General features: G+C 72.0%; 15 protein-coding genes. 11 read left to right on the forward strand and 4 right to left on the reverse strand.

All coding sequences use genetic code 11. The features are described 5' to 3' along the window. Positions 1 to 463: 463 nt before the first annotated feature. The 5 genes from ACFYYH_RS07505 to holA all read left to right on the forward strand — a co-directional run bounded on the left by ACFYYH_RS07505 (position 464) and on the right by holA (position 6,207). Positions 464 to 1,153, forward strand: a complete 690-nt coding sequence (locus ACFYYH_RS07505) for a helix-hairpin-helix domain-containing protein (protein ID WP_388547159.1) — start codon at positions 464 to 466, stop codon at positions 1,151 to 1,153. Further along, positions 1,150 to 3,702 (forward strand): ComEC/Rec2 family competence protein, encoded by a 2,553-nt coding sequence (locus tag ACFYYH_RS07510; protein WP_388547162.1) that lies wholly within the window; start codon positions 1,150 to 1,152, stop codon positions 3,700 to 3,702. Before ACFYYH_RS07505 ends, ACFYYH_RS07510 begins: the two co-directional genes overlap by 4 nt. Before the next feature lie 157 nt (positions 3,703 to 3,859). After that, positions 3,860 to 4,744: a YceI family protein gene (locus ACFYYH_RS07515; protein WP_388547165.1), complete on the forward strand. Its 885-nt coding sequence runs from the start codon at positions 3,860 to 3,862 to the stop codon at positions 4,742 to 4,744. Between the two features lie 136 nt (positions 4,745 to 4,880). Further along, a complete protein-coding gene (locus ACFYYH_RS07520; RefSeq protein ID WP_388547168.1) occupies positions 4,881 to 5,129 on the forward strand; it encodes a hypothetical protein in 249 nt (82 codons plus the stop codon). Positions 5,130 to 5,214: 85 nt separating this feature from the next. Then, a complete protein-coding gene (gene holA, locus ACFYYH_RS07525) occupies positions 5,215 to 6,207 on the forward strand; it encodes a DNA polymerase III subunit delta (RefSeq protein ID WP_388547171.1) in 993 nt (330 codons plus the stop codon). A 356-nt stretch (positions 6,208 to 6,563) separates the two neighbouring features. Here holA and rpsT read toward each other — a convergent pair whose 3' ends face one another. Next, positions 6,564 to 6,830 carry a 30S ribosomal protein S20 gene (rpsT, locus tag ACFYYH_RS07530; RefSeq protein WP_388547174.1) on the reverse strand — a complete coding sequence of 89 codons (267 nt, stop codon included), beginning with the start codon at positions 6,828 to 6,830 and terminating at the stop codon, positions 6,564 to 6,566. A 209-nt stretch (positions 6,831 to 7,039) separates the two neighbouring features. On the opposite strand from rpsT, the gene lepA reads away from it, so the two are divergent. Both lepA and ACFYYH_RS07540 read left to right on the forward strand, forming a co-directional pair. After that, a complete protein-coding gene (gene lepA, locus ACFYYH_RS07535; protein ID WP_388547177.1) occupies positions 7,040 to 8,911 on the forward strand; it encodes a translation elongation factor 4 in 1,872 nt (623 codons plus the stop codon). 384 nt (positions 8,912 to 9,295) lie between these two features. After that, positions 9,296 to 11,185, forward strand: coding sequence for an AMP-dependent synthetase/ligase (locus ACFYYH_RS07540; protein WP_388547179.1), 1,890 nt, complete (start codon positions 9,296 to 9,298; stop codon positions 11,183 to 11,185). Positions 11,186 to 11,346: 161 nt separating this feature from the next. On the opposite strand, the gene ACFYYH_RS07545 is transcribed toward ACFYYH_RS07540, so the two are convergent. Further along, positions 11,347 to 11,931 (reverse strand): two-component system response regulator, encoded by a 585-nt coding sequence (locus ACFYYH_RS07545; RefSeq protein ID WP_388547181.1) that lies wholly within the window; start codon positions 11,929 to 11,931, stop codon positions 11,347 to 11,349. A 322-nt stretch (positions 11,932 to 12,253) separates the two neighbouring features. Here ACFYYH_RS07545 and ACFYYH_RS07550 point away from each other — a divergent pair, with 322 nt between their 5' ends. Together ACFYYH_RS07550 and hemW are read left to right on the forward strand one after the other, a co-directional pair. After that, the gene (locus ACFYYH_RS07550; protein ID WP_388547288.1) at positions 12,254 to 14,374 is read left to right on the forward strand and encodes a SpoIIE family protein phosphatase; all 2,121 of its coding nucleotides are present in this window, start codon (positions 12,254 to 12,256) and stop codon (positions 14,372 to 14,374) included. 176 nt (positions 14,375 to 14,550) lie between these two features. Continuing rightward, positions 14,551 to 15,783, forward strand: coding sequence for a radical SAM family heme chaperone HemW (gene hemW, locus ACFYYH_RS07555; protein ID WP_388547184.1), 1,233 nt, complete (start codon positions 14,551 to 14,553; stop codon positions 15,781 to 15,783). Positions 15,784 to 15,805: 22 nt separating this feature from the next. On the opposite strand, the gene ACFYYH_RS07560 is transcribed toward hemW, so the two are convergent. Together ACFYYH_RS07560 and ACFYYH_RS07565 are read right to left on the reverse strand one after the other, a co-directional pair. Continuing rightward, entirely contained in the window at positions 15,806 to 16,627 is an 822-nt protein-coding gene (locus tag ACFYYH_RS07560) for a DUF3097 domain-containing protein (protein ID WP_388547186.1), read from the reverse strand. A 33-nt stretch (positions 16,628 to 16,660) separates the two neighbouring features. Continuing rightward, entirely contained in the window at positions 16,661 to 17,458 is a 798-nt protein-coding gene (locus ACFYYH_RS07565) for an MBL fold metallo-hydrolase (RefSeq protein WP_388547189.1), read from the reverse strand. 219 nt (positions 17,459 to 17,677) lie between these two features. Between ACFYYH_RS07565 and hrcA the strand changes: the two genes are divergently transcribed. Together hrcA and dnaJ are read left to right on the forward strand one after the other, a co-directional pair. Then, positions 17,678 to 18,694, forward strand: coding sequence for a heat-inducible transcriptional repressor HrcA (hrcA, locus tag ACFYYH_RS07570; RefSeq protein WP_388547191.1), 1,017 nt, complete (start codon positions 17,678 to 17,680; stop codon positions 18,692 to 18,694). Further along, complete coding sequence (gene dnaJ / locus ACFYYH_RS07575) at positions 18,695 to 19,831, forward strand: molecular chaperone DnaJ (RefSeq protein WP_388547194.1); 1,137 nt, start codon at positions 18,695 to 18,697, stop codon at positions 19,829 to 19,831. It abuts the gene before it with no gap. The last annotated feature ends 231 nt before the right edge of the window (positions 19,832 to 20,062 follow it).

Genomic DNA, 20,062 nt, shown 5'->3' on the forward strand with positions numbered 1-20,062 from the left:
TGCCTGGCAATGGCTTGGCGGGTGGCGGGTGGCGGGTGGCGGGGTCCCGGGGACGGCCCGGCGAGTGGGGCGGGGTGCCGGAACGGCCTGGGGACAGCGGCTGTTCGTTCACTCGTACGGGTGACCGGGTTGTCCACAAGGGGCTCGTTGTCCACGGGAATTCGGGCTGCTGAGCGAGGCCGGGCGGGAGTGCCTAGCGTGCTGTGGCATGACGCTACGAACACGCTCCGTAACCAGCGGGCCCGGCCGTGCTCCGGGCTCCGACGTCCGTGCCCGTCATCCGCGCCGCCGTGCGGATGCCCTTTTCGGCGGCCCTCCGCCGGTGGCCGTGGTGTCGGCGCCGACGTCGGTGCCGGTGTCGGTGTCGTCGGCGTTATCGGATCCACCGGCCGCGCCCCACGGGGGAGACGAGAGAGACGGCAGGCGTCGGCGGACGCGGCTCGCGCTGCGTGAGCGGCTGCCGATGTGGCTCCAGCTCAGATCCGGTCTTGAGCTCAGAACGCTCGCGGCACTCGCCGTCGTCCTGGTCGTGGCCGTGCTTCTCGCCGCTCAGCACTTCTGGGCGGGGCGCCCGAGGTCCGTCCGCGCGCCGGAGACGGTCGGCGCGGCCGGAGCCGCTGCGGTCCCGTCCGCGTTGCCGGGGGAGCTGCCTCCGACGCGCACCGGCCGGGTCGTCGTGGATGTGGGGGGTGAGGTGAGGAAGCCGGGAGTGCTGCGGCTGCCCACCGGATCGCGGGTCGCCGACGCGCTGCGGGCGGCCGGGGGCGTCAAACCCGGCGCGGACATCACCGGGCTCAACCGGGCACGGGTGCTGATGGACGGTGAGCAGGTGGTGGTGGGCGGCCCGGCCCCACCGGGGGCCGCGCACGCGGGGGCCGGCGCGGCCGGAGGCACGGGCATCGGTTCGGGTGCTGCGGGTGCGGGCGCGGGCGCGGGTGCGGGCAGCGGTGCCGGGGCCCCGGGACCGGTGAGTCTCAACTCCGCCACGGTGGAACAGCTCGACACGCTCCCCGGGGTCGGGCCCGTGCTCGCGCGCCACATCGTCGACTACCGCACCCGGCACGGAGGGTTCCGGTCGATCGAGGAACTCCGCGAGGTCAACGGCATCGGCGCGCGCAGGTTCGCGGACCTCCAGCCGCTCGTACAGCCATGACGCGCCGCGCGGCGCACCCGACGGCGGGCCATGGCACGGGCCCGGGGGTCCGGCGCGAGGAGGGCCCGGCCGATCTGCGGCTGGTTCCGCTCGCGGTGGCGGCCTGGGCCGCGGCGGCCCTGGCGGTGGGCGCTCCGGGGAGGTGGACGGCGGTCGGCGTGGTGCTCTGTCTCTCGGCGGCGGGACTGCTGCTGGCGCGCTCCCGGTCCGGTGCCGGGCGGAGCCGGCGGCTCAACGCGGTCGCGGCCGCGGGCGCGTTGCTGTGTGCCGCGGCCGGGGCGGCGTCCGCCGGGCTGCACGCCGCGGATCCGCACCGGGGGCCCGTGCCCGGCCTCGCGGAGCGGTATGCCCGGGTCACCGCGGAGCTGACGGTCACCTCCGATCCCCGGCCCACACGCCCGCGAGTCCCGGGGGGCCGGATGCCCGGTGGAGGGTTGGTGCTCGACGCGGATCTCACCCGGGTGACGGGACCCGACGGCCGGACCACCCTGGGCCGGACACCCGTACTGGTGATCGCCGGGCCCGGTGAGCACGCCGGACGCTGGCAGCGGCTGCTGCCCTCCACCCGGCTGCGGCTGACCGGGCGCCTCTCGCCCCCGCTGCGCGAGGACGACCCGTACGCGGCGGCCCTGCGGGTGGAGGGAAAAGGGCCGCCGACCGTGACCGGGCCGCCGACCCGCGTCCAGCGGCTGGCCGGAGAGCTGCGCGCGGGGCTGCGCGAGGCGTCCGACGGGCTCGGCCCCGATGCCCGCGCCCTGCTTCCGGGGCTGGTCGTCGGCGACACCTCACGGGTGACACCCGAACTGCACGACGCGTTCAAGGCGACCGATCTCACGCATCTGCTCTCCGTCTCCGGAAGCAACCTGACCGTGGTGCTTGCCCTGTTGATCGGGCCGCCGGGGCTGGCCACGAGGGCAGAGCGGCGCGGGTTCGCCCCACGGCTGGGGATCTCGCTGCGGTGGACCGCGCTGTCCGGCGGGGCGCTCACGCTCGCCTTCGTGGTCGTCTGCCGGCCGGAGCCCAGTGTGCTGCGGGCCGCCGCCTGCGGGCTGATCACCCTTCTCGCCATCGGCACGGGCCGCCGTAGGACGCTCGTTCCGGCGCTGGCCGCCGCCGTCCTGCTGCTGGTGCTGTACGACCCCTGGCTGGCGCGCAGTTACGGCTTCCTCCTCTCCGTACTGGCCACCGGCGCGCTGCTCACCGTCGGGCCCCGGTGGAGTGACGCGCTGCGGCGGCGCGGCGTGCCCGCCCGGCTCGCCGAGGCGCTCGCCGCGGCCGGCGCGGCACAGGCGGTGTGTGCGCCCGTGGTGGCCGTGTTCGCGGCCACGGTCAGTCTGGTGGCCATTCCGTGCAATCTCCTCGCCGAGGCGGCGGTGGCCCCGGCGACGGTTCTCGGCTTCGCCGCCCTGGCGGTGGCGCCGGTCGCGATGCCCGTGGCGGAGGCGCTGGCCCGGTGCGCCGGCTGGCCCGTGGGCTGGATCGCGTCCGTCGCCCGCGGCGGCGCGGCGCTGCCCGGCGCGGGGATCGCCTGGCCCGGCGGCTGGTGGGGCGGGCTGCTGCTCGTGGCGGTGACGGTCCTGGTCCTGTGCGCCGTACGCCGTGTGCCGCGCCATCCGTGGACGGCCGCGGTGTGCGCCGTCCTTCTGCTGCTCGCCGTCCTGCGGCCCCCGCCGTTCACCCGGCTCGTCACCGGCTGGCCGCCGCCCGGCTGGACGTTCGCGATGTGCGACGTGGGACAGGGCGACACGCTGGTGCTCGCGGCGGGGGAGGATACGGCCGTGGTGGTGGACGCGGGCCCCGAACCGGGGCCGCCCGACCGCTGTCTGCGGGAGCTCGGTGTCACCCGCGTTCCGCTGCTGCTGCTCACCCACTTCCACGCCGACCATGTCGGCGGGCTGTCCGGCGTCCTGCGGGGCAGGGCGGTCGGCGCGATGCAGACGACCCTCTCCGGGGAACCGTCCGAGCAGGCCGCGTTCGTACGGAGAACGGCCGCCGCGGCCCGGGTGCCCGTACTCCGCGCCCGGCCGGGGGAGCAGCGGCGGATCGGACCGCTCACCTGGCGGGTGCTGTGGCCGAGGGCCGGCACCGCCCTGACCGCGGGGGAGCCGAACGACTCCAGCGTCACCCTCTTCGTACGGATCGCCCGCGGCCCCACGCTGCTGCTGCTCGGAGATCTCGAACCTCCCGCCCAGCAGGGGCTGTTGCGCGACCATCCGGCGCTCCCGCCGGTGGATCTGCTGAAGGTGGCCCACCATGGATCGCCGTTCCAGGATCCGGGGCTGCTCCGCGCGGTCCGGCCCCGGCTCGCGCTGATCTCGGCCGGGCGGGACAACCCGTACGGCCATCCCGCGCCGCGCACGGTGGAGGCGCTCCGGGCAGGCGGCGCGGCGGTGCTGCGCACGGACACGGACGGGGCGATCGCCGTGGTGGGGGCGGGGGAAGGGCTCAGGGCGGTGCCCCGGGACCGGCCTGTGTCCGGACCACGCGACGGACCACGCGGCGGACCACGCGGCGGACCACGCGGCGGACCAGGTGGCGGGGTGGAGTAGCGGTGCGGAGCAGCCGAGTTCACTACCTGTCCGTACGTTTGCCTCGAACGGGGCATGGGTGGTCGAATGCGTTCTCGTCAAGGGTCGCCGCCCCGACGAGGACGTCCAGCCGTGCGCGGCCCCGTAGAGCCCGATCGCACAGGGGTACGTACACACCATGATCAGCCGCCTTCTCGGCCGAGGTACGGCCGCTCAGCAGAGAAACCACCCACTCGCGGGGCTGTCCGTGCCGCCCGGCGCCGGTCTGCTGAGCTGCCGTGTTCTCGACCCCGTCAACGAGCCGGTCGGACGGGCCGAGTTCACCGTGAGCGACAGCAACGGCCGTAAGATCGTGAGCGGCGAGACCGACCCGTTCGGCACGATCGTGGCCATGGTCCCCTTCGGGGAGTACCGGCTGGCGATCTCGGCCGAGAGCTTCGCTCCGTACCGGGGCAGCGCCTATGTCACCGACGGAGGGGACTCCGGCAATCTCGGGGACATCACACTTCAGATAGCCCCCTCGCTGCCGCTGCCCACCGCCGGTGAGTGGGAGATCGAACCGGCGCACTCCCGGATCGGTTTCATCGCCCGCCACATCGGACTCGCGCGGGTCCATGGCCGGTTCGACAACTTCGCCGGGGCGATCAGGATCGGTGAGTCGATGGACCGGTCCGCGATGCATGTCGTCATCGGCGCGGCGTCGATCGACACCAGTGTGCAGATGCGCGACGACCATCTGCGGTCCGCCGACTTCCTCGATGTGGCGAACTACCCGACGCTGGAGTTCTACAGCGACCGCTTCGCGCACCGGGGCGGCAACAACTGGGCCATCACCGGAGCGCTCACGCTCCACGGCGTCACCCGTACGATCGTGCTCGACGCCCAGTACCTCGGTATCGGCAACGGCATGGAGGGCGAGACCCGCGCGGCCGTCCGCGCCACCACCGAACTCCACCGCGAGGACTACACCGTCAACTGGCAGTCGATGCTGGCGCGTGGCATCGCGGTCGTCGGGTCCAGCATCAAGATCGAGATGGATATCCAGATCGTTCCCAAGAGCTGAACACCCGCACTCCACCGCACGCACCTCACCGCACGCACCCCGCCGCACGCACCTCATCGCACCACCGGCCGGCCTCGCCACCCCCCACCGCGCTGCCCCGGCCCGGACCGGTGCGACCGGCTGGAAGAATACGGCCGTGAGCGATGTGAGACATGTGCTGGTGCTGCCGGACCGCGACGCCGCCGAGGAGGTGGCGGAGGCGCTCGGCGAGCGGTTCGGGGTGGCCGAGGAACCGCGGTTGGTACGGGACGCCCTGGCCGGCGAGGACGACGCCGAGGACGCCCAGTGGCTGGTGGTCGTGGAGGACCCGGAGAAGCGGATGGACGGCGCGGCGCTGGACGCGTTCGTGGCGGACTGGGACGGCTGGCGGGAAGAGCCGCACTGACGCCGTAGCGCCGCGGCGATCCCGCGGATGCGGCGGACGGGCCGAGGACCACGGCTGTCGGTGGTGCGTGCGATGCTGGACCGCGATGGCCACCAGAAAGTCTTCCCCCGACGACCTCCTCGCCCCGCTCACGCTGGCCGTGGGCCAGGAGGATCTGCTGCTCGACCGCGCGGTGCAGCAGGTGGTGGCGGCGGCCCGCGCCGTCGACGCCGACACGGATGTCCGCGACCTCGCCTCCGACCAGCTCCAGCCCGGCACCCTCGCCGAGCTGACCAGTCCCTCGCTCTTCGCCGAGCGCAAGGTCGTCGTCGTACGGAACGCGCAGGACCTCTCCGCCGACACGATCAAGGACGTCAAGGCCTATCTCGACGCCCCCGCCGAGGAGATCACGCTCGTCCTGCTGCACGCGGGAGGGGCCAAGGGCAAGGGGCTGCTGGACGCCGCGCGCAAGGCGGGCGCCCGGGAGGTCGCCTGCCCCAGGACGACCAAGCCCGCGGAGCGGCTCACCTTCGTACGCTCCGAGTTCCGCGCGCTGGGCCGCTCGGCCACCCCCGAGGCCTGCCAGGCGCTGGTCGACTCCATCGGCAGCGATCTGCGCGAGCTGGCGAGCGCCGTCTCCCAGCTCGCCGCCGATGTCGAGGGCACGATCGACGAGGCGGTCGTCGGGCGCTACTACACGGGCCGCGCCGAGGCCTCCAGCTTCACGGTCGCCGACCGCGCGGTGGAGGGCAGGGCGGCCGAGGCCCTGGAGGCGCTGCGCTGGTCGCTGTCGACGGGAGTGGCTCCCGTACTGATCACCAGCGCCCTCTCCCAGGGGGTGCGGGCCATCGGCAAGCTGTCGTCCGCGCGCGGCGGCAGACCGGCGGATCTCGCCCGTGAGCTGGGGATGCCCCCGTGGAAGATCGACCGGGTGCGTCAGCAGATGCGCGGCTGGACACCGGACGGGGTGGCGACCGCGCTGCGCGCCGTCGCCGAGGCCGACGCGGGCGTCAAGGGCGGGGGCGACGATCCGGAGTACGCGCTGGAGAAGGCGGTCGTCGCGATCGCCCGCGCCGCCCGCTCCGGCCGCGCGGGCTGAGGCCAAGGGGCTGAGGCCACGGGGCCGAGGCCGCGCGCTGACGGCTGACGGTTGAGCACCGATGGCTGACGTCCGAGGCTGACAGGACTCAGCCGTCCACCCGCTGGGGTGCACCTGATGTGGTCCGCCTGACGTGGTCCGCCTGACATGGCCGACACGCGGGCACGCGCGGGCACGCGCGGGCGGGAACGACGAAGGCCCCGGCCCGTCCTGGGGAAGGACGGCCCGGGGCCTCGACGTCAATCGGTGAACTCGCACCCGCGTGGCGAACGCAGTCGCGTGCGAGTTCGGGAGTGCCGGTCAGGAGCGGTAGAGAGGGCCCGCTGAGTCCCTTCCGGCGGTCACATCAGAGGGGCTCAGCCCTGGAGGGAAGCAACCTTGGAGGCCAGCGCCGACTTCTTGTTGGCGGCGGCGTTCTTGTGGATGACACCCTTCGAGGCAGCCTTGTCGAGCTTGCGGGAGGCCTCACGAGCGGCCACAGTGGCCTTCTCGACGTCGCCCGCGGCAGCGGCCTCACGGGCCTTGCGGATCGCGGTCTTGAGCGACGACTTGACAGCCTTGTTGCGCAGGCGTGCCTTCTCGTTGGTCTTGTTCCGCTTGATCTGGGACTTGATGTTCGCCACGTTTAATACAGCCTTTTCAGCTTTGATGAATCACTAACTGAACCCGTCCCGCGCCGAGACGGCACGAGACACAGCTCACCACGCTACCAGCCACCCTCCGACCCGCCCAAACCGGGCGCAGTCCCGTACCCGTGGGACGATGGAGGCTACGTATCGATCCGAGTCCACCCGAGACGAGACGCCGCGCGTCTCAAGAATCAGGACCCTGCGTGCCCGCGACCCCTACCCACGTGCCAGAGCCGAGCCGTACGGACCCGGCGCTGCTCCGTAACTTCTGCATCATCGCGCACATCGACCACGGCAAGTCGACGCTCGCCGACCGGATGCTCCAGTTGACCGGAGTCGTCGATTCGCGGCAGATGCGCGCTCAGTACCTCGACCGTATGGACATCGAGCGCGAGCGCGGCATCACGATCAAGTCCCAGGCGGTCCGGCTGCCCTGGGCCCCCCGCACGGGTGAGGACGAGGGCAGGACCCATATCCTCAACATGATCGACACGCCGGGCCATGTGGACTTCACCTATGAGGTGTCCCGTTCGCTCGCGGCCTGCGAAGGCACCATCCTCCTGGTGGACGCCGCCCAGGGCATCGAGGCGCAGACCCTCGCCAACCTCTATCTGGCGATGGAGAACGACCTCACCATCGTCCCGGTGCTGAACAAGATCGACCTGCCGGCCGCCCAGCCGGAGAAGTTCTCCGAGGAACTGGCCAATCTCATCGGCTGCAGTCCCGAGGACGTCCTCAAGGTGTCGGCGAAGACGGGTGTCGGCGTCGACGTCCTGCTCGACCGGGTGGTGGCGGACGTCCCCGCCCCGGTCGGTGTCGAGGACGCCCCCGCCCGCGCGATGATCTTCGACTCCGTCTATGACTCCTACCGCGGTGTCGTGACCTACGTCCGTGTCATCGACGGCCAGCTCAACAAGCGCGAGCGGATCCGGATGATGTCCACCGGCGCCACGCACGAGCTGCTGGAGATCGGTACGAACTCCCCGGAGATGCTCCCGGCGGACGGTCTCGGTGTCGGCGAGGTCGGCTATCTGATCACGGGGGTGAAGGACGTACGCCAGTCCAAGGTCGGTGACACGATCACCACCCTCACCAAGGGGGCGACCGAGGCGCTCGGCGGCTACAAGGACCCCAAGCCGATGGTGTTCTCCGGCCTCTATCCGCTGGACGGCTCGGACTACCCCGAGCTGCGCGACGCCCTCGACAAGCTCCAGCTCAACGACGCCGCGCTGGTCTACGAGCCGGAGACCTCCGCGGCCCTCGGCTTCGGCTTCCGCGTCGGCTTCCTCGGTCTGCTGCACCTCGATGTGATCCGTGAGCGGCTGGAGCGCGAGTTCGGTCTCGATCTGATCGCCACCGCCCCCAACGTGGTCTACCGGGTGCTGATGGAGGACGGCAGGGAGCACACGGTCACCAACCCGAGCGAGTTCCCCGAGGGGAAGATCGACTCGGTGCACGAACCGGTGGTACGGGCCACGATCCTCGCGCCGAGCGAGTTCATCGGCTCGATCATGGAGCTGTGCCAGACCCGCCGCGGCACGCTGCTCGGTATGGACTACCTCTCCGAGGACCGGGTCGAGATCCGGTACACCCTGCCGCTCGCCGAGATCGTCTTCGACTTCTTCGACCAGCTCAAGTCCAAGACCCGGGGCTACGCGTCGCTCGACTACGAGCCCACCGGCGAGCAGAGCGCCCAGCTCGTCAAGGTCGACATCCTGCTGCACGGCGACAAGGTCGACGCCTTCTCGGCCATCACCCACCGGGACCAGGCCTACGCGTACGGCGTACGGCTCGTCGCCAAGCTGCGCGAGCTGATCCCGCGCCAGGCCTTCGAGGTGCCCATCCAGGCCGCCATCGGTTCCCGGGTGATCGCCCGCGAGACCATCCGCGCCATCCGCAAGGACGTCCTCGCCAAGTGCTACGGCGGTGACATCTCCCGTAAGCGGAAGCTGCTGGAGAAGCAGAAGGAGGGCAAGAAGCGGATGAAGATGGTCGGCAGCGTGGAGGTTCCGCAGGAGGCCTTCATCGCGGTGCTGTCCAGCGACGAGTCCGGTGGTGGCAAGGCGAAGAAGTAGCCGTCCCGCCCGCCCGACCGCGCCGTGCGGACACGGCCGGCGGGGGCGGCGGGGATGTGCGGTGAGCGACGGGCCCTCACGCTGTGGCGTGAGGGCCCGTTGTCGTCGGCCGGGATGCGTGCGGACGGGTTCGTTATGAAGCGGCCCCCCGCGGCCCCTTACGCACCGGCCGGGTGGCCTCTAGTCTGATCACTGGTTCGTAGTTACTCGCCAGTTAGTTACTCGCCGGTCATGTGCCGGTCGTCCGTCACACCCCAGTCGTCCGTCCCCCCATTCACACCGCACCCCCACACCCCACACCAGTCACGGTCAGAGTCGAAGTCACAGTCACAGCCAGTCAGTCGGATCAGTCACGCAGCGCTGCGCGCGGGCCCGGAGGATGTCGTGAGCGACACACAGAACTTGATCGAGAACCGGCCGCCCTCCGTGGCGACCCTCTTCATTGAGCGCGTGACGGCCACGCCGGACGCGGAGGCCTACCGCTATCCGGTCCCCCGTACCGTCGGCCGGGGTCCCGACGAGTGGCGCTCGCTGAGCTGGGGCCAGGCCGCCGAACGGGTGTACGCGATCGCGGCCGGCCTGGTCGCGCTGGGTGTGCGGCCGGAGGAGCGCGTCGCGCTCGCCTCCGCCACCCGGGTCGAGTGGATCCTCGCCGACCTCGGGGTGATGTGCGCGGGCGCCGCGACCACCACGGTCTACCCCTCCACCAACGCCGAGGAGTCCGCGTACATCCTCGCCGACTCCGAGAGCCGGGTTCTGATCGCGGAGGACGCCGCCCAGCTCGCCAAGGCCCGTGAGCGGCGGGACGAGCTGCCGCACCTGCGTCATGTCGTCGTGATCGACACGGCCGACGCGCTCCCCGCCGAGGGCGATCCGGAGGGCTGGGTGCTCTCCCTGGCCGATCTGGAGGCGCGCGGCACGGAGTATCTGCTCACGCGTCCGGAGGCGGTCAAGGAGCGGGTCGGTGCGATCACCTCCGACCAGCTCGCCACCCTCATCTACACCTCGGGCACCACCGGCCGCCCCAAGGGCGTACGGCTGGCCCATGACAGTTGGTCGTACATGGCCAAGGCCACCGCGGGCACCGGTCTGATCACCAAGGACGATGTGCAGTATCTGTGGCTGCCGCTCGCCCATGTCTTCGGCAAGGTGCTGACGTCGGGGCAGATCGAGGTCGGGCATGTCACCGCCGTGGACGGACGTGTCGACAAGATCATCGAGAATCTTCCGGTGGTCCGGCCCACCTATATGGCGGCCGTGCCGCGGATCTTCGAGAAGGTCTACAACGGCGTCGCGGCCAAGGCGCGCGGTGGTGGCCCCGCCAAGTACAAGATCTTCCAGTGGGCGGCAGGGATCGCCCGTGAGCACGCCAGGACCTCCCAGGACAACTTCCGCCGTACGGGCACGGCGTCCGTGCCGTTCGCCCTCGGCGCCCAGCACAGGATCGCCGACGCGCTCGTCTACGCGAAGCTGCGCGAGGCGTTCGGCGGCCGGCTGCGGGCCGCGGTCTCCGGCTCCGCCGCCCTGGCGCCCGACATCGGCTTCTTCTTCTCCGGCGCGGGGATCCACATCCTGGAGGGGTACGGGCTGACCGAGTCCAGCGCCGCCAGTTTCGTCAACCCGGGGGAGGCGTACCGCACCGGTACGGTCGGCAAGCCGCTGCCCGGCACGGAGGTGCGGATCGCCGACGACGGCGAGATCCTGCTGCGCAGCCCGGGGATCATGGCCGGATACCACGGGCTGCCGGAGAAGACGGCGGAGGTGCTGGAGCCGGACGGCTGGTTCCACACCGGTGACATCGGGGAGCTGTCCCCCGACGGCTATCTGCGGATCACCGACCGCAAGAAGGACCTGATCAAGACCTCGGCGGGCAAGTACATCGCCCCGGCGGAGGTCGAGGGCCGGTTCAAGGCGGTGTGCCCGTTCGTCTCGAACATCCTGGTGCACGGCGCGGACCGCAACTTCTGCACGGCGCTGATCGCGCTCGACGAACCGACGATCCTCGGCTGGGCGGCCGAGAACGGCCTGGGCGGCAGGCCGTACGCCGAGGTGGTCGCCTCCCCGCAGGTCCGGAAGCTCATCGACGGCTATGTGCAACGGCTCAACGCGGGGCTCCAGCGCTGGCAGACCATCAAGAAGTTCCGGCTGCTGCCGCGCGATCTGGACATCGAGCACGGAGAGCTGACACCGAGCCTCAAGCTCAAGAGGCCGGTGGTGGAGCGGGAGTACAAGGCTCTGATCGAGGAGATGTACGAGGGATCCCGGGAGGGCTAGCGACTCTCTGGCCGAGCGTACGAGCGGGCGGGGCACGTCCGGGCGGGGCACGTCCGGGCGGGGCGGCCCCCGAGTCCCGCCGCCCGGGCAGGCCGGGGCGGGGACGGCGTCCGGGCGGAGAGCGGGACTTTCGAAACACGCCCGGACAGGGCCGAGAGGCCCTAGCGGCCCCGCTCGCGCCGCAGTTCGCCCAGGGTGTCGCTGATGCGCGTGAGCTGCTGCCCCAGCGCCTCCAGGTCGTTCGGCGCGCCGCGCCGCAACTGCTCCTCGATCGAGGACAGCCGGCCCGCGATCTCCCCGAGATGCTGCTGCTCCTGCGCCAGCATCCGCTCCAACTGTCTGTTCTTGCGGTGCAGATCGAGGAAGACCCCGACCTTGGCCCGTAACACCCAGGGATCGAAGGGCTTGGTCAGAAAGTCCGCCGCGCCCGTGGCGTACCCCCGGAAGGCATAACCGCTGTCCGACTCGGGCCCGTTCAGAAAGATGATCGGGATGTCCTTGGCACGGTCGAGCCGCTTGATCCGATAGGCGGTCTCGAAACCATCCATACCAGGCATACGGACGTCCAGCAGAATCACCGCGAAGGGCTGCCGCACCAGCTCCCGCACCGCCTCCTCGCCCGAACGGGCGCGTACGAGTGTCACGTCCAGGGAACCCAGAACCGCCTCCAGCGCGACGAGGTTGTCCTCCATGTCGTCCACGAGGAGGATGCTCGGGTGCTCCGCGGTGGCTGTCGCGCTGCTCATCGGGTCTCCTTGTCGGCCCTCGGCCCGTCGCTGTCGGCCGACGGGGGCAAGACTGCTCCGTCCGGAGCGGTTTCGCACGTCGTTCCCGGGGTTTGGACGCGGTGTTGTCAACCCGTGCCCTCGTGCTTGTCAACCCGTGTCCTCGGCCATACCGTCCGTGTGCCAAGGCGCCGCTGTACAGCGGATGTTCACCAACTCCTTGCAAATATCCGCCCACTTCGATGACTCGGTGCATATGGACGCGCTCCGTCTGTCACTCTGTCGGGATCGTAAGTGGCACAACACCAGAACGGGATCAGGAGCCGCAGTGGGGCCCATTCCGATGCCGCGTGAGTCGCTGCACCGTTCGGCACCCGAGGTGCCGTTACGACAGGACGCGCGGTCGACATCACGCACCAGCCTGCCCGGGAATCCGCTCGCGCCGTCCGCCGCGCGCCGCTTCGTGCGCGCGACGCTGGCCGAATGGACCAGCCAGGGGAAGCTGGCCACCTGCACCTTCTGCCAGGGGGACGGGGGGTGTCCCCCGGGGCGGCACAGCACCGAGCTGCTCGCGGACGACGCGGTGGTCGTCGTCAGCGAACTGGTCACCAACGCGGTGGTGCACGCCGGGACCGCGGTGGAGCTGCTCTGCCGCCACGAGGCGGCCTCCGAGGACTCCTCGGGGGCGGGGGAGGAGCCGGCCGCCCTGGTCCTCGAAATCTCCGACCACCACCCGGCACGCGCCATACGGAGCGACGCGCGGGGCCAGACGCCCACCGGCACCCCGGAGTACGGCCGGGGGCTGCAACTCGTCGCCTCCCTCGCCGAACGGTGGGGCATCACCTACCGCTCCGGGCTCAAGACCGTATGGGCCCGGCTGCCGCTCGAAGGCAGGGAGGCGGGGCCCGGCCGGACGACCGAACCCGCCGTGCGGCGGGGGCTGCGCGCCGCCGAGATCCTCGCGCCCTCCACGCGAAGATCCGTGCGGGACGATCCCGACTGGGTCGGCCGGGGCGCGCTGTCCTTCCTCGCCGAAGCGTCCGAACTGCTCGCGGGCCAGCTCGACGAGGACCTGATCGCCGCGCTCGCGGGACAGTTGCTCGTTCCGAGGCTCGCGGACTGGTGCGCGGTCTGGCTGGACGCCGAGAGCGCGCAGACGGGCACGGCGCCCCGGCTCGCCCGGGTCTGGCACGCCGACGAGTCCAGGACCGGGGAACTGCGCGCGGTCCTGGAGAAGGACCCGCCGCGGCTGCCCGATCTGCCGAGGAGCGGGCCGGTGCGGGTGCCGTGGCCGGGTGGCTGGACCGCGGGGTACGCCACGGGTGCGGGCGGTACGGGAGAGACGGACGGTACCGATACGGCTGATACGGGCGGCACCGATACGGCCGGTGCCCCTGCCCCTGCCCTTGCCCCTGCCCCTGCCGGGGCCGGGCCCGACGCCGAGACCGGGACGGACGGTGCGCCGGGGGAGGGCGCGGCGCTCGCCTGCCGGCTCGTCGCGAACGGGCGGGTGCTCGGCACCCTGATGCTCGGCCGGCCGGACCGTACCGGTGTCCCCGACGATGTCACCGCCCTCGTGGAGGACTTCGCGCGACGCGTCGCCCTCGCCATCGGCGCGGCCCGGCGCTACAGCCGCCAGGTCACCATCAGCCGGGTGCTGCAACGCGGACTGCTGCCCAGCCAGGTCGCGCGGATCCCCGGTGTGGCCAGTTCCCTGGTGTACGAGCCGAGCGACGAGGGCCTCGCGGGCGGCGACTTCTACGACGTCTTCCCGTGCCCGCCGGGCGACCGCTGGTGCTTCATGCTCGGCGATGTCCAGGGCAGCGGCCCCGAGGCGGCGGTCGTCACCGGCCTCGCCCGTCCCTGGCTGCGGCTGCTCGCCCGCGAGGGCTACCGCGTCGGCGCGGTTCTGGACCGGCTCAACCGGCTGCTCCTCGACGACGCCACGGAGGCGGCCGAATCGGCCTCCCTGATGGTCGCGGCGGCAGCGGCGGCCGGTCCCGTCCTGGGCAGACCGGGCGCCGTCCCCGGGGCCGCCGAGAGCGGTCAGCCGCGCTTCCTGTCGCTGCTGTACGGGGAGCTGATGCCCCTGCCGGAAGGCGGCGTACGGTGCACGCTCGCGAGCGCCGGGCATCCGCTGCCCCTGCTCCTGCGGCCCGACGGGACGGTACAGCCGGCCGCGGAGCCCCAGCTTCTGCTCGGGGTCGTGGAGAACGTCGCGTACGAGAGCCGCACGTTCACGCTGGAGCCCGGCGACACCCTGCTCTGTGTCACCGACGGCGTGACGGAGCGGCGCTCGGGGGCGCGGATGTTCGACGACGGCGACGGGCTCGCACGGGCGCTGGCGGAGTGCGTGGGGCTGTCGGCGCAGGGCGTCGCGGAGCGCATACGGCGGACCGTGCACGAGTTCGCGGACACACCGCCGGGGGACGATCTGGCGCTGCTGGTGCTCCAGGCGGAGTGACCCCTGGTGCTCCAGGGCGAGTGATCCCGGAGACCGGAGAGGGAACGCCCACCCCGGTGTCCCGTACCCGATCGGGCATGTGTCCCGTACCCGATCGGCCGGTGTCCCGCACCCGACCGGCGGGCGACCTGTCCGGGCGCGTCCGGGCGACCCGTCCGGTACGGGACACTGGGGGTATGCCTTCCGCACTGCCCGACGGTGACCCCATGCCCGAGACCGGCGCGCTGCCCCCGCACGCCCTGGCGGGCGCGGCGGACCGGCCCCTCGGCTTCTATCTGCACGTTCCGTACTGCGCGACCCGCTGCGGCTACTGCGACTTCAACACGTACACGGCGACCGAGCTGCGCGGCTCGGGGGGCGTGCTGGCGTCCCGTGACAACTACGCCGGGACACTCGTGGACGAGATCCGGCTGGCCAGGAAGGTCCTGGGGGACGATCCCCGGCAGGTCCGCACGGTGTTCGTCGGCGGCGGCACACCGACCCTGCTCGCGGCCGGGGACCTGGTGCGGATGCTGGGGGCGGTCCGGGACGAGTTCGGGCTCGCGGACGATGCCGAGATCACCACGGAGGCGAATCCGGACTCCGTCGGTCCGGCGTATCTGGCGGCGCTGCGGGAGGGCGGCTTCAACCGGATCTCCTTCGGGATGCAGAGCGCCAAGCAGCACGTGCTGAAGATCCTGGACCGTACGCACACCCCCGGACGGCCCGAGGCGTGTGTGGCGGAGGCCCGCGCGGCCGGGTTCGAGCATGTGAATCTCGATCTGATCTACGGCACGCCCGGGGAGAGCGACGACGACTGGCGCGATTCCCTGGCCGCGGCGGTGGGGGCGGGGCCCGACCATGTCTCGGCGTACGCGCTGATCGTGGAGGAGGGCACGGGACTGGCGCGCCGGATCCGCCGCGGCGAGGTCCCGATGACGGACGACGACGAGCACGCGGACCGGTATCTGATCGCGGACTCGGTGCTGGCCGAGGCGGGTTTCTCCTGGTACGAGGTGTCCAACTGGGCCACCTCGGAGGCCGCCCGCTGTCTGCACAACGAGCTGTACTGGCGCGGCGCGGACTGGTGGGGCGCGGGGCCCGGGGCGCACAGCCATATGGGCGGGGTGCGCTGGTGGAACGTCAAGCACCCGGGCGCCTACGCGGCGGCGCTGGCGCAGGGCCGCTCGCCGGGCGCGGGCCGGGAGATCCTCTCGGTGGAGGACCGCCGGGTGGAACGCGTCCTGCTGGAACTGCGTCTCGCGGACGGCTGCGAGCTGTCGCTCCTGCGTCCGGACGGTCTGGCCGCCGCCCGCCGCGCCCTGGCCGGCGGCCTCCTCGCACCGGGCCCGTACGAGGAGGGCCGCGCGGTCCTGACCCTCCAGGGCCGGCTGCTCGCGGACGCGGTCGTCAGGGACCTGGTGGACTGATCCCCCGGACCTGGTGGACTGATCACCCGGCCGTGACGAAGTCGATCAGTTCCTCCACCCGGCCCAGCAGCGCCGGCTCCAGGTCCCGGTAGGTCCGTACCCGGGACAGCACGTGCTGCCACGCCGCGCCCGTGTTGGGGGGCCAGCCCAGCGCGCGGCAGACGCCCGTCTTCCAGTCCTCGCCCCTCGGGACCGAGGGCCAGCCGGAGATGCCCACGGAGGACGGCTTCACCGCCTCCCAGACATCGATGTACGGGTGCCCCACCACCAGGACGTCGGGGCCGGTCACCGCCGCCGCGATACGGGACTCCTTCGAGCCCGGCACGAGATGGTCGACCAGCACCCCCAGCCGGGCGTCCGGCGCGGGGCCGAACTCGGCGACCACGGCGGGGAGATCGTCGATGCCGCCCAGATACTCGACGACCACGCCCTCGACCCGCAGATCGTCACCCCACACCTTCTCCACCAGCTCGGCGTCGTGCCGGCCCTCGACATAGATACGGCCCGCCCGCGCCACCCGCGCACGGGCCCCGGGCACGGCCACGGAGCCGGAGGCCGTACGGGTGGGCCCGGCCTGTCCCGCCGCCGTCGGGCGTACGAGGGTGACCACCTGGCCGTCCAGCAGGAACCCGCCGGGAACCAGCGGGAACACCCGGTGCTTGCCGAACCGGTCCTCCAGGGTGACCGTCGGGCCCTCCGCGGTCTTCTCGCAGCGGACCACCGCACCGCAGAAGCCCGTCGACACCTCCTCGACCACCAGATCCGGATCCGGTTCCGCGGGGACCTCGGGCGCGGGCGCGGACTTCTTCCACGGCGGCGTCAGATCGGGGCTGTAGCTACGCATTCGCAAGACGATAGGCCGCACCGGCCCGTACGGCTACGACCCCCCGAACCGCTCGGCCAACGCGTCCCGCTGCGCCCGTACGAACGCCGCGTCCACCACGGCCCCGTGCCCCGGCACATACACGGCGTCCTCGCCGCCCAGCGCCAGCAGCCGGTCCAGGGAGGCCGGCCAGCGCGCCGGGATCGCGTCGGGACCCGCCTGCGGCTCACCGGACTCCTCCACCAGATCGCCGCAGAAGACCACGGTGCGCGCCCCCGCCGTCCCTCCTGCCCCCGGTGCCCCTTCCGCCCCCAGTGCCCCGTCCGATCCCGGTGCCCCGTCCGCGACCGGCACCAGCACCGCCAGATCGTGCGCCGTGTGCCCCGGGCCCGCGTTCACCAGCACCGCCCGGCGGCCAGCGCCCAGCTCCAGCGTGAGCTGCCCCGACACCTCGTGCCGGGGCGGCACCAGCAGTTCCACCGACCGCGCCGTCTCCTCCGCGTCCGCCCCGAGGCGTAGGGCCTCCTCGTACAGTTCCGGGCCGGCGGCCGCCAGCAGCCGGGCCATCCCCACCGGCCCGTAGACCTCCGCCCCGGCGAACGCCGCCGTCCCCAGCACATGGTCGAAGTGCGGATGGCTGAGTGCGATGTGCGTCACGTTCCCGCCGCCCAGCAGCGCCCGTGCCTGGGCCCGGAGTTCGGCGCCCTCACGGACCGTCGAGCCCGTGTCGTACAGCAGGACCGCGTCCGTTCCGACGACCAGTCCGGCCGTCGCGTCCCAGCCCGGCAGCCGTCGCCGGCCCACCCCCGGCGCCAGCCGCTCCCACCCGTGTTCTTCCCAACAGACGTCCATACCAGGACGCTACGGGACGCTACGGAAACACCGCCGCCGCCGACCGGTGCGATCGGGCGGTACGGTGTTCGGCCGCCCTTGCTCCGGGCGTACCCCACGGCCGTACACTGACGGGGGGAGTGTTGGCACTCCCCGTGAGCGAGTGCCAAGAAGTGAGCATCAGGACCGGAACGACCGCGGAACGACCCGGAACGACGACCGTAGCTGGAGGTGTGCGCCATGCTCAGCGAACGCAGACTCGAGGTGCTGCGCGCCATCGTCCAGGACTATGTGGGCACCGAGGAGCCGGTCGGCTCCAAGGCGCTCACCGAGCGCCACAAGCTCGGGGTGTCCCCGGCCACCGTCCGCAATGACATGGCGGTGCTGGAGGACGAGGGCTTCATCGCCCAGCCGCACACCAGCGCCGGACGCATCCCGACCGACAAGGGCTACCGGCTCTTCGTCGACAAGCTGGCCGGGGTCAAGCCGCTGTCCTCACCCGAGCGCCGTGCCATCCAGAACTTCCTGGACGGCGCCGTCGACCTCGACGATGTCGTGGGCCGTACGGTACGGCTGCTGGCGCAGCTCACCCGGCAGGTCGCCGTCGTCCAGTACCCCTCGCTGACCCGCTCGACGGTGCGGCACGTGGAGCTGCTGGCGCTGGCGCCCGCCCGGCTGATGCTCGTCCTGATCACGGACACGGGACGGGTCGAACAGCGTATGGTCGACGCTCCCGCGCCCTTCGGCGAGACCTCGCTCGCGGATCTCCGCGCGCGGCTCAACAGCCGGATCGTCGGGCGCCGCTTCGCGGATGTCCCGCAGCTCGTGCAGGACCTGCCCGATTCGTTCGAGCAGGAGGACCGCGGTGTGGTGTCCATCGTGCTCGCGACCCTGCTCGAAACCCTGGTCGAGGAGACCGAGGAGCGGCTGATGATCGGCGGCACCGCCAACATCACCCGCTTCGGACACGACTTCCCCCTCACCATCCGGCCGGTGCTGGAGGCGCTGGAGGAGCATGTGGTGCTCCTCAAGCTGCTCGGCGAGGCCAAGGACCCCGGCATGACCGTACGTATCGGGCACGAGAACGCCCATGAGGGCCTCAACTCCACGTCCGTCGTCGCGGTCGGCTACGGTTCGGGCGACGAGGCAGTCGCCAAACTCGGCGTGGTCGGACCGACCCGCATGGACTACCCCGGAACGATGGGAGCGGTACGCGCAGTGGCACGTTACGTCGGACAGATCCTGGCGGAGTCGTAAGTGGCCACGGACTATTACGCCGTACTCGGCGTACGCCGCGACGCATCTCAGGACGAGATCAAGAAGGCATTCCGGCGGCTCGCGCGCGAGCTGCATCCGGATGTCAATCCAGATCCCAAGACGCAGGAGCGCTTCAAGGAGATCAACGCCGCGTACGAGGTGCTGTCGGACCCGCAGAAGAAGCAGGTCTACGACCTCGGCGGGGACCCCCTCTCGGCGAACGGGGGCGGGGGCGCCGGCGGCTTCGGGGCCGGTGGCTTCGGCAACTTCTCCGACATCATGGACGCGTTCTTCGGCACGGCGTCGCAGCGCGGCCCCCGGTCGCGGACCCGGCGCGGCCAGGACGCGATGATCCGGCTGGAGATCGATCTCAACGAGGCGGCCTTCGGTACGACGAAGGACATCCAGGTCGACACGGCCGTCGTCTGCACGACCTGTTCCGGCGAGGGCGCGGCGCCCGGCACCTCGGCGCAGACGTGCGACATGTGCCGCGGCCGCGGCGAGGTCTCGCAGGTCACCCGCTCCTTCCTGGGCCAGGTCATGACCTCGCGGCCGTGCCCGCAGTGCCAGGGCTTCGGTACGGTCGTGCCGACGCCGTGCCCCGAGTGCGCGGGCGACGGACGCATCCGCTCCCGCCGTACGCTCACGGTCAAGATCCCGGCCGGTGTGGACAACGGCACCCGCATCCAGCTCGCGGGCGAGGGCGAGGTCGGTCCCGGCGGCGGTCCCGCCGGTGATCTCTACGTCGAGATCCACGAGCTGGCGCACTCCGTGTTCCAGCGGCGGGGCGACGATCTGCACTGCACGGTCACCATTCCGATGACGGCGGCGGCGCTGGGCACCAAGTGCCCGCTGGAGACGCTGGACGGGGTGGAGGAGATCGACGTACGCCCGGGGACCCAGTCGGGCCAGTCGATCCCGCTGCACGGCCGCGGAATCACGCATCTGCGCGGCGGCGGCCGGGGCGATCTGATCGTGCATGTCGAGGTGATGACCCCGGCGAAGCTGGATCCGGAGCAGGAGCGGCTGCTGCGGGAGCTGGCGAAGCTGCGCGGTGAGGAGCGCCCCACGGGCCAGTTCCAGCCGGGCCAGCAGGGACTGTTCTCCCGCTTGAAGGACGCGTTCAACGGCCGCTAGGCCGTCAGGTCGTCGGGTCGTCAAGCCGTCGGGGCCACGGGGCCACGAGGCCCTGGGGCGGCCGGCGCCAGGCGGTGCGGGCGGCCGGACGGCCGCCGCGCGAGGCGCAGGACAGGGGCCGGCGTCCAGGGTTTTCTCTGGACGCCGGCCTTTTTGCGCGGCCTTTCACCGGCACATGCCAGGTGCGGGACCGATGCGGAGCTGTCACGGAGGACATGGCACCATGCCTGC

Origin of the sequence: Streptomyces sp. NPDC002018, from assembly GCF_042890865.1 — a bacterium.
Lineage (GTDB): Bacteria > Actinomycetota > Actinomycetes > Streptomycetales > Streptomycetaceae > Streptomyces.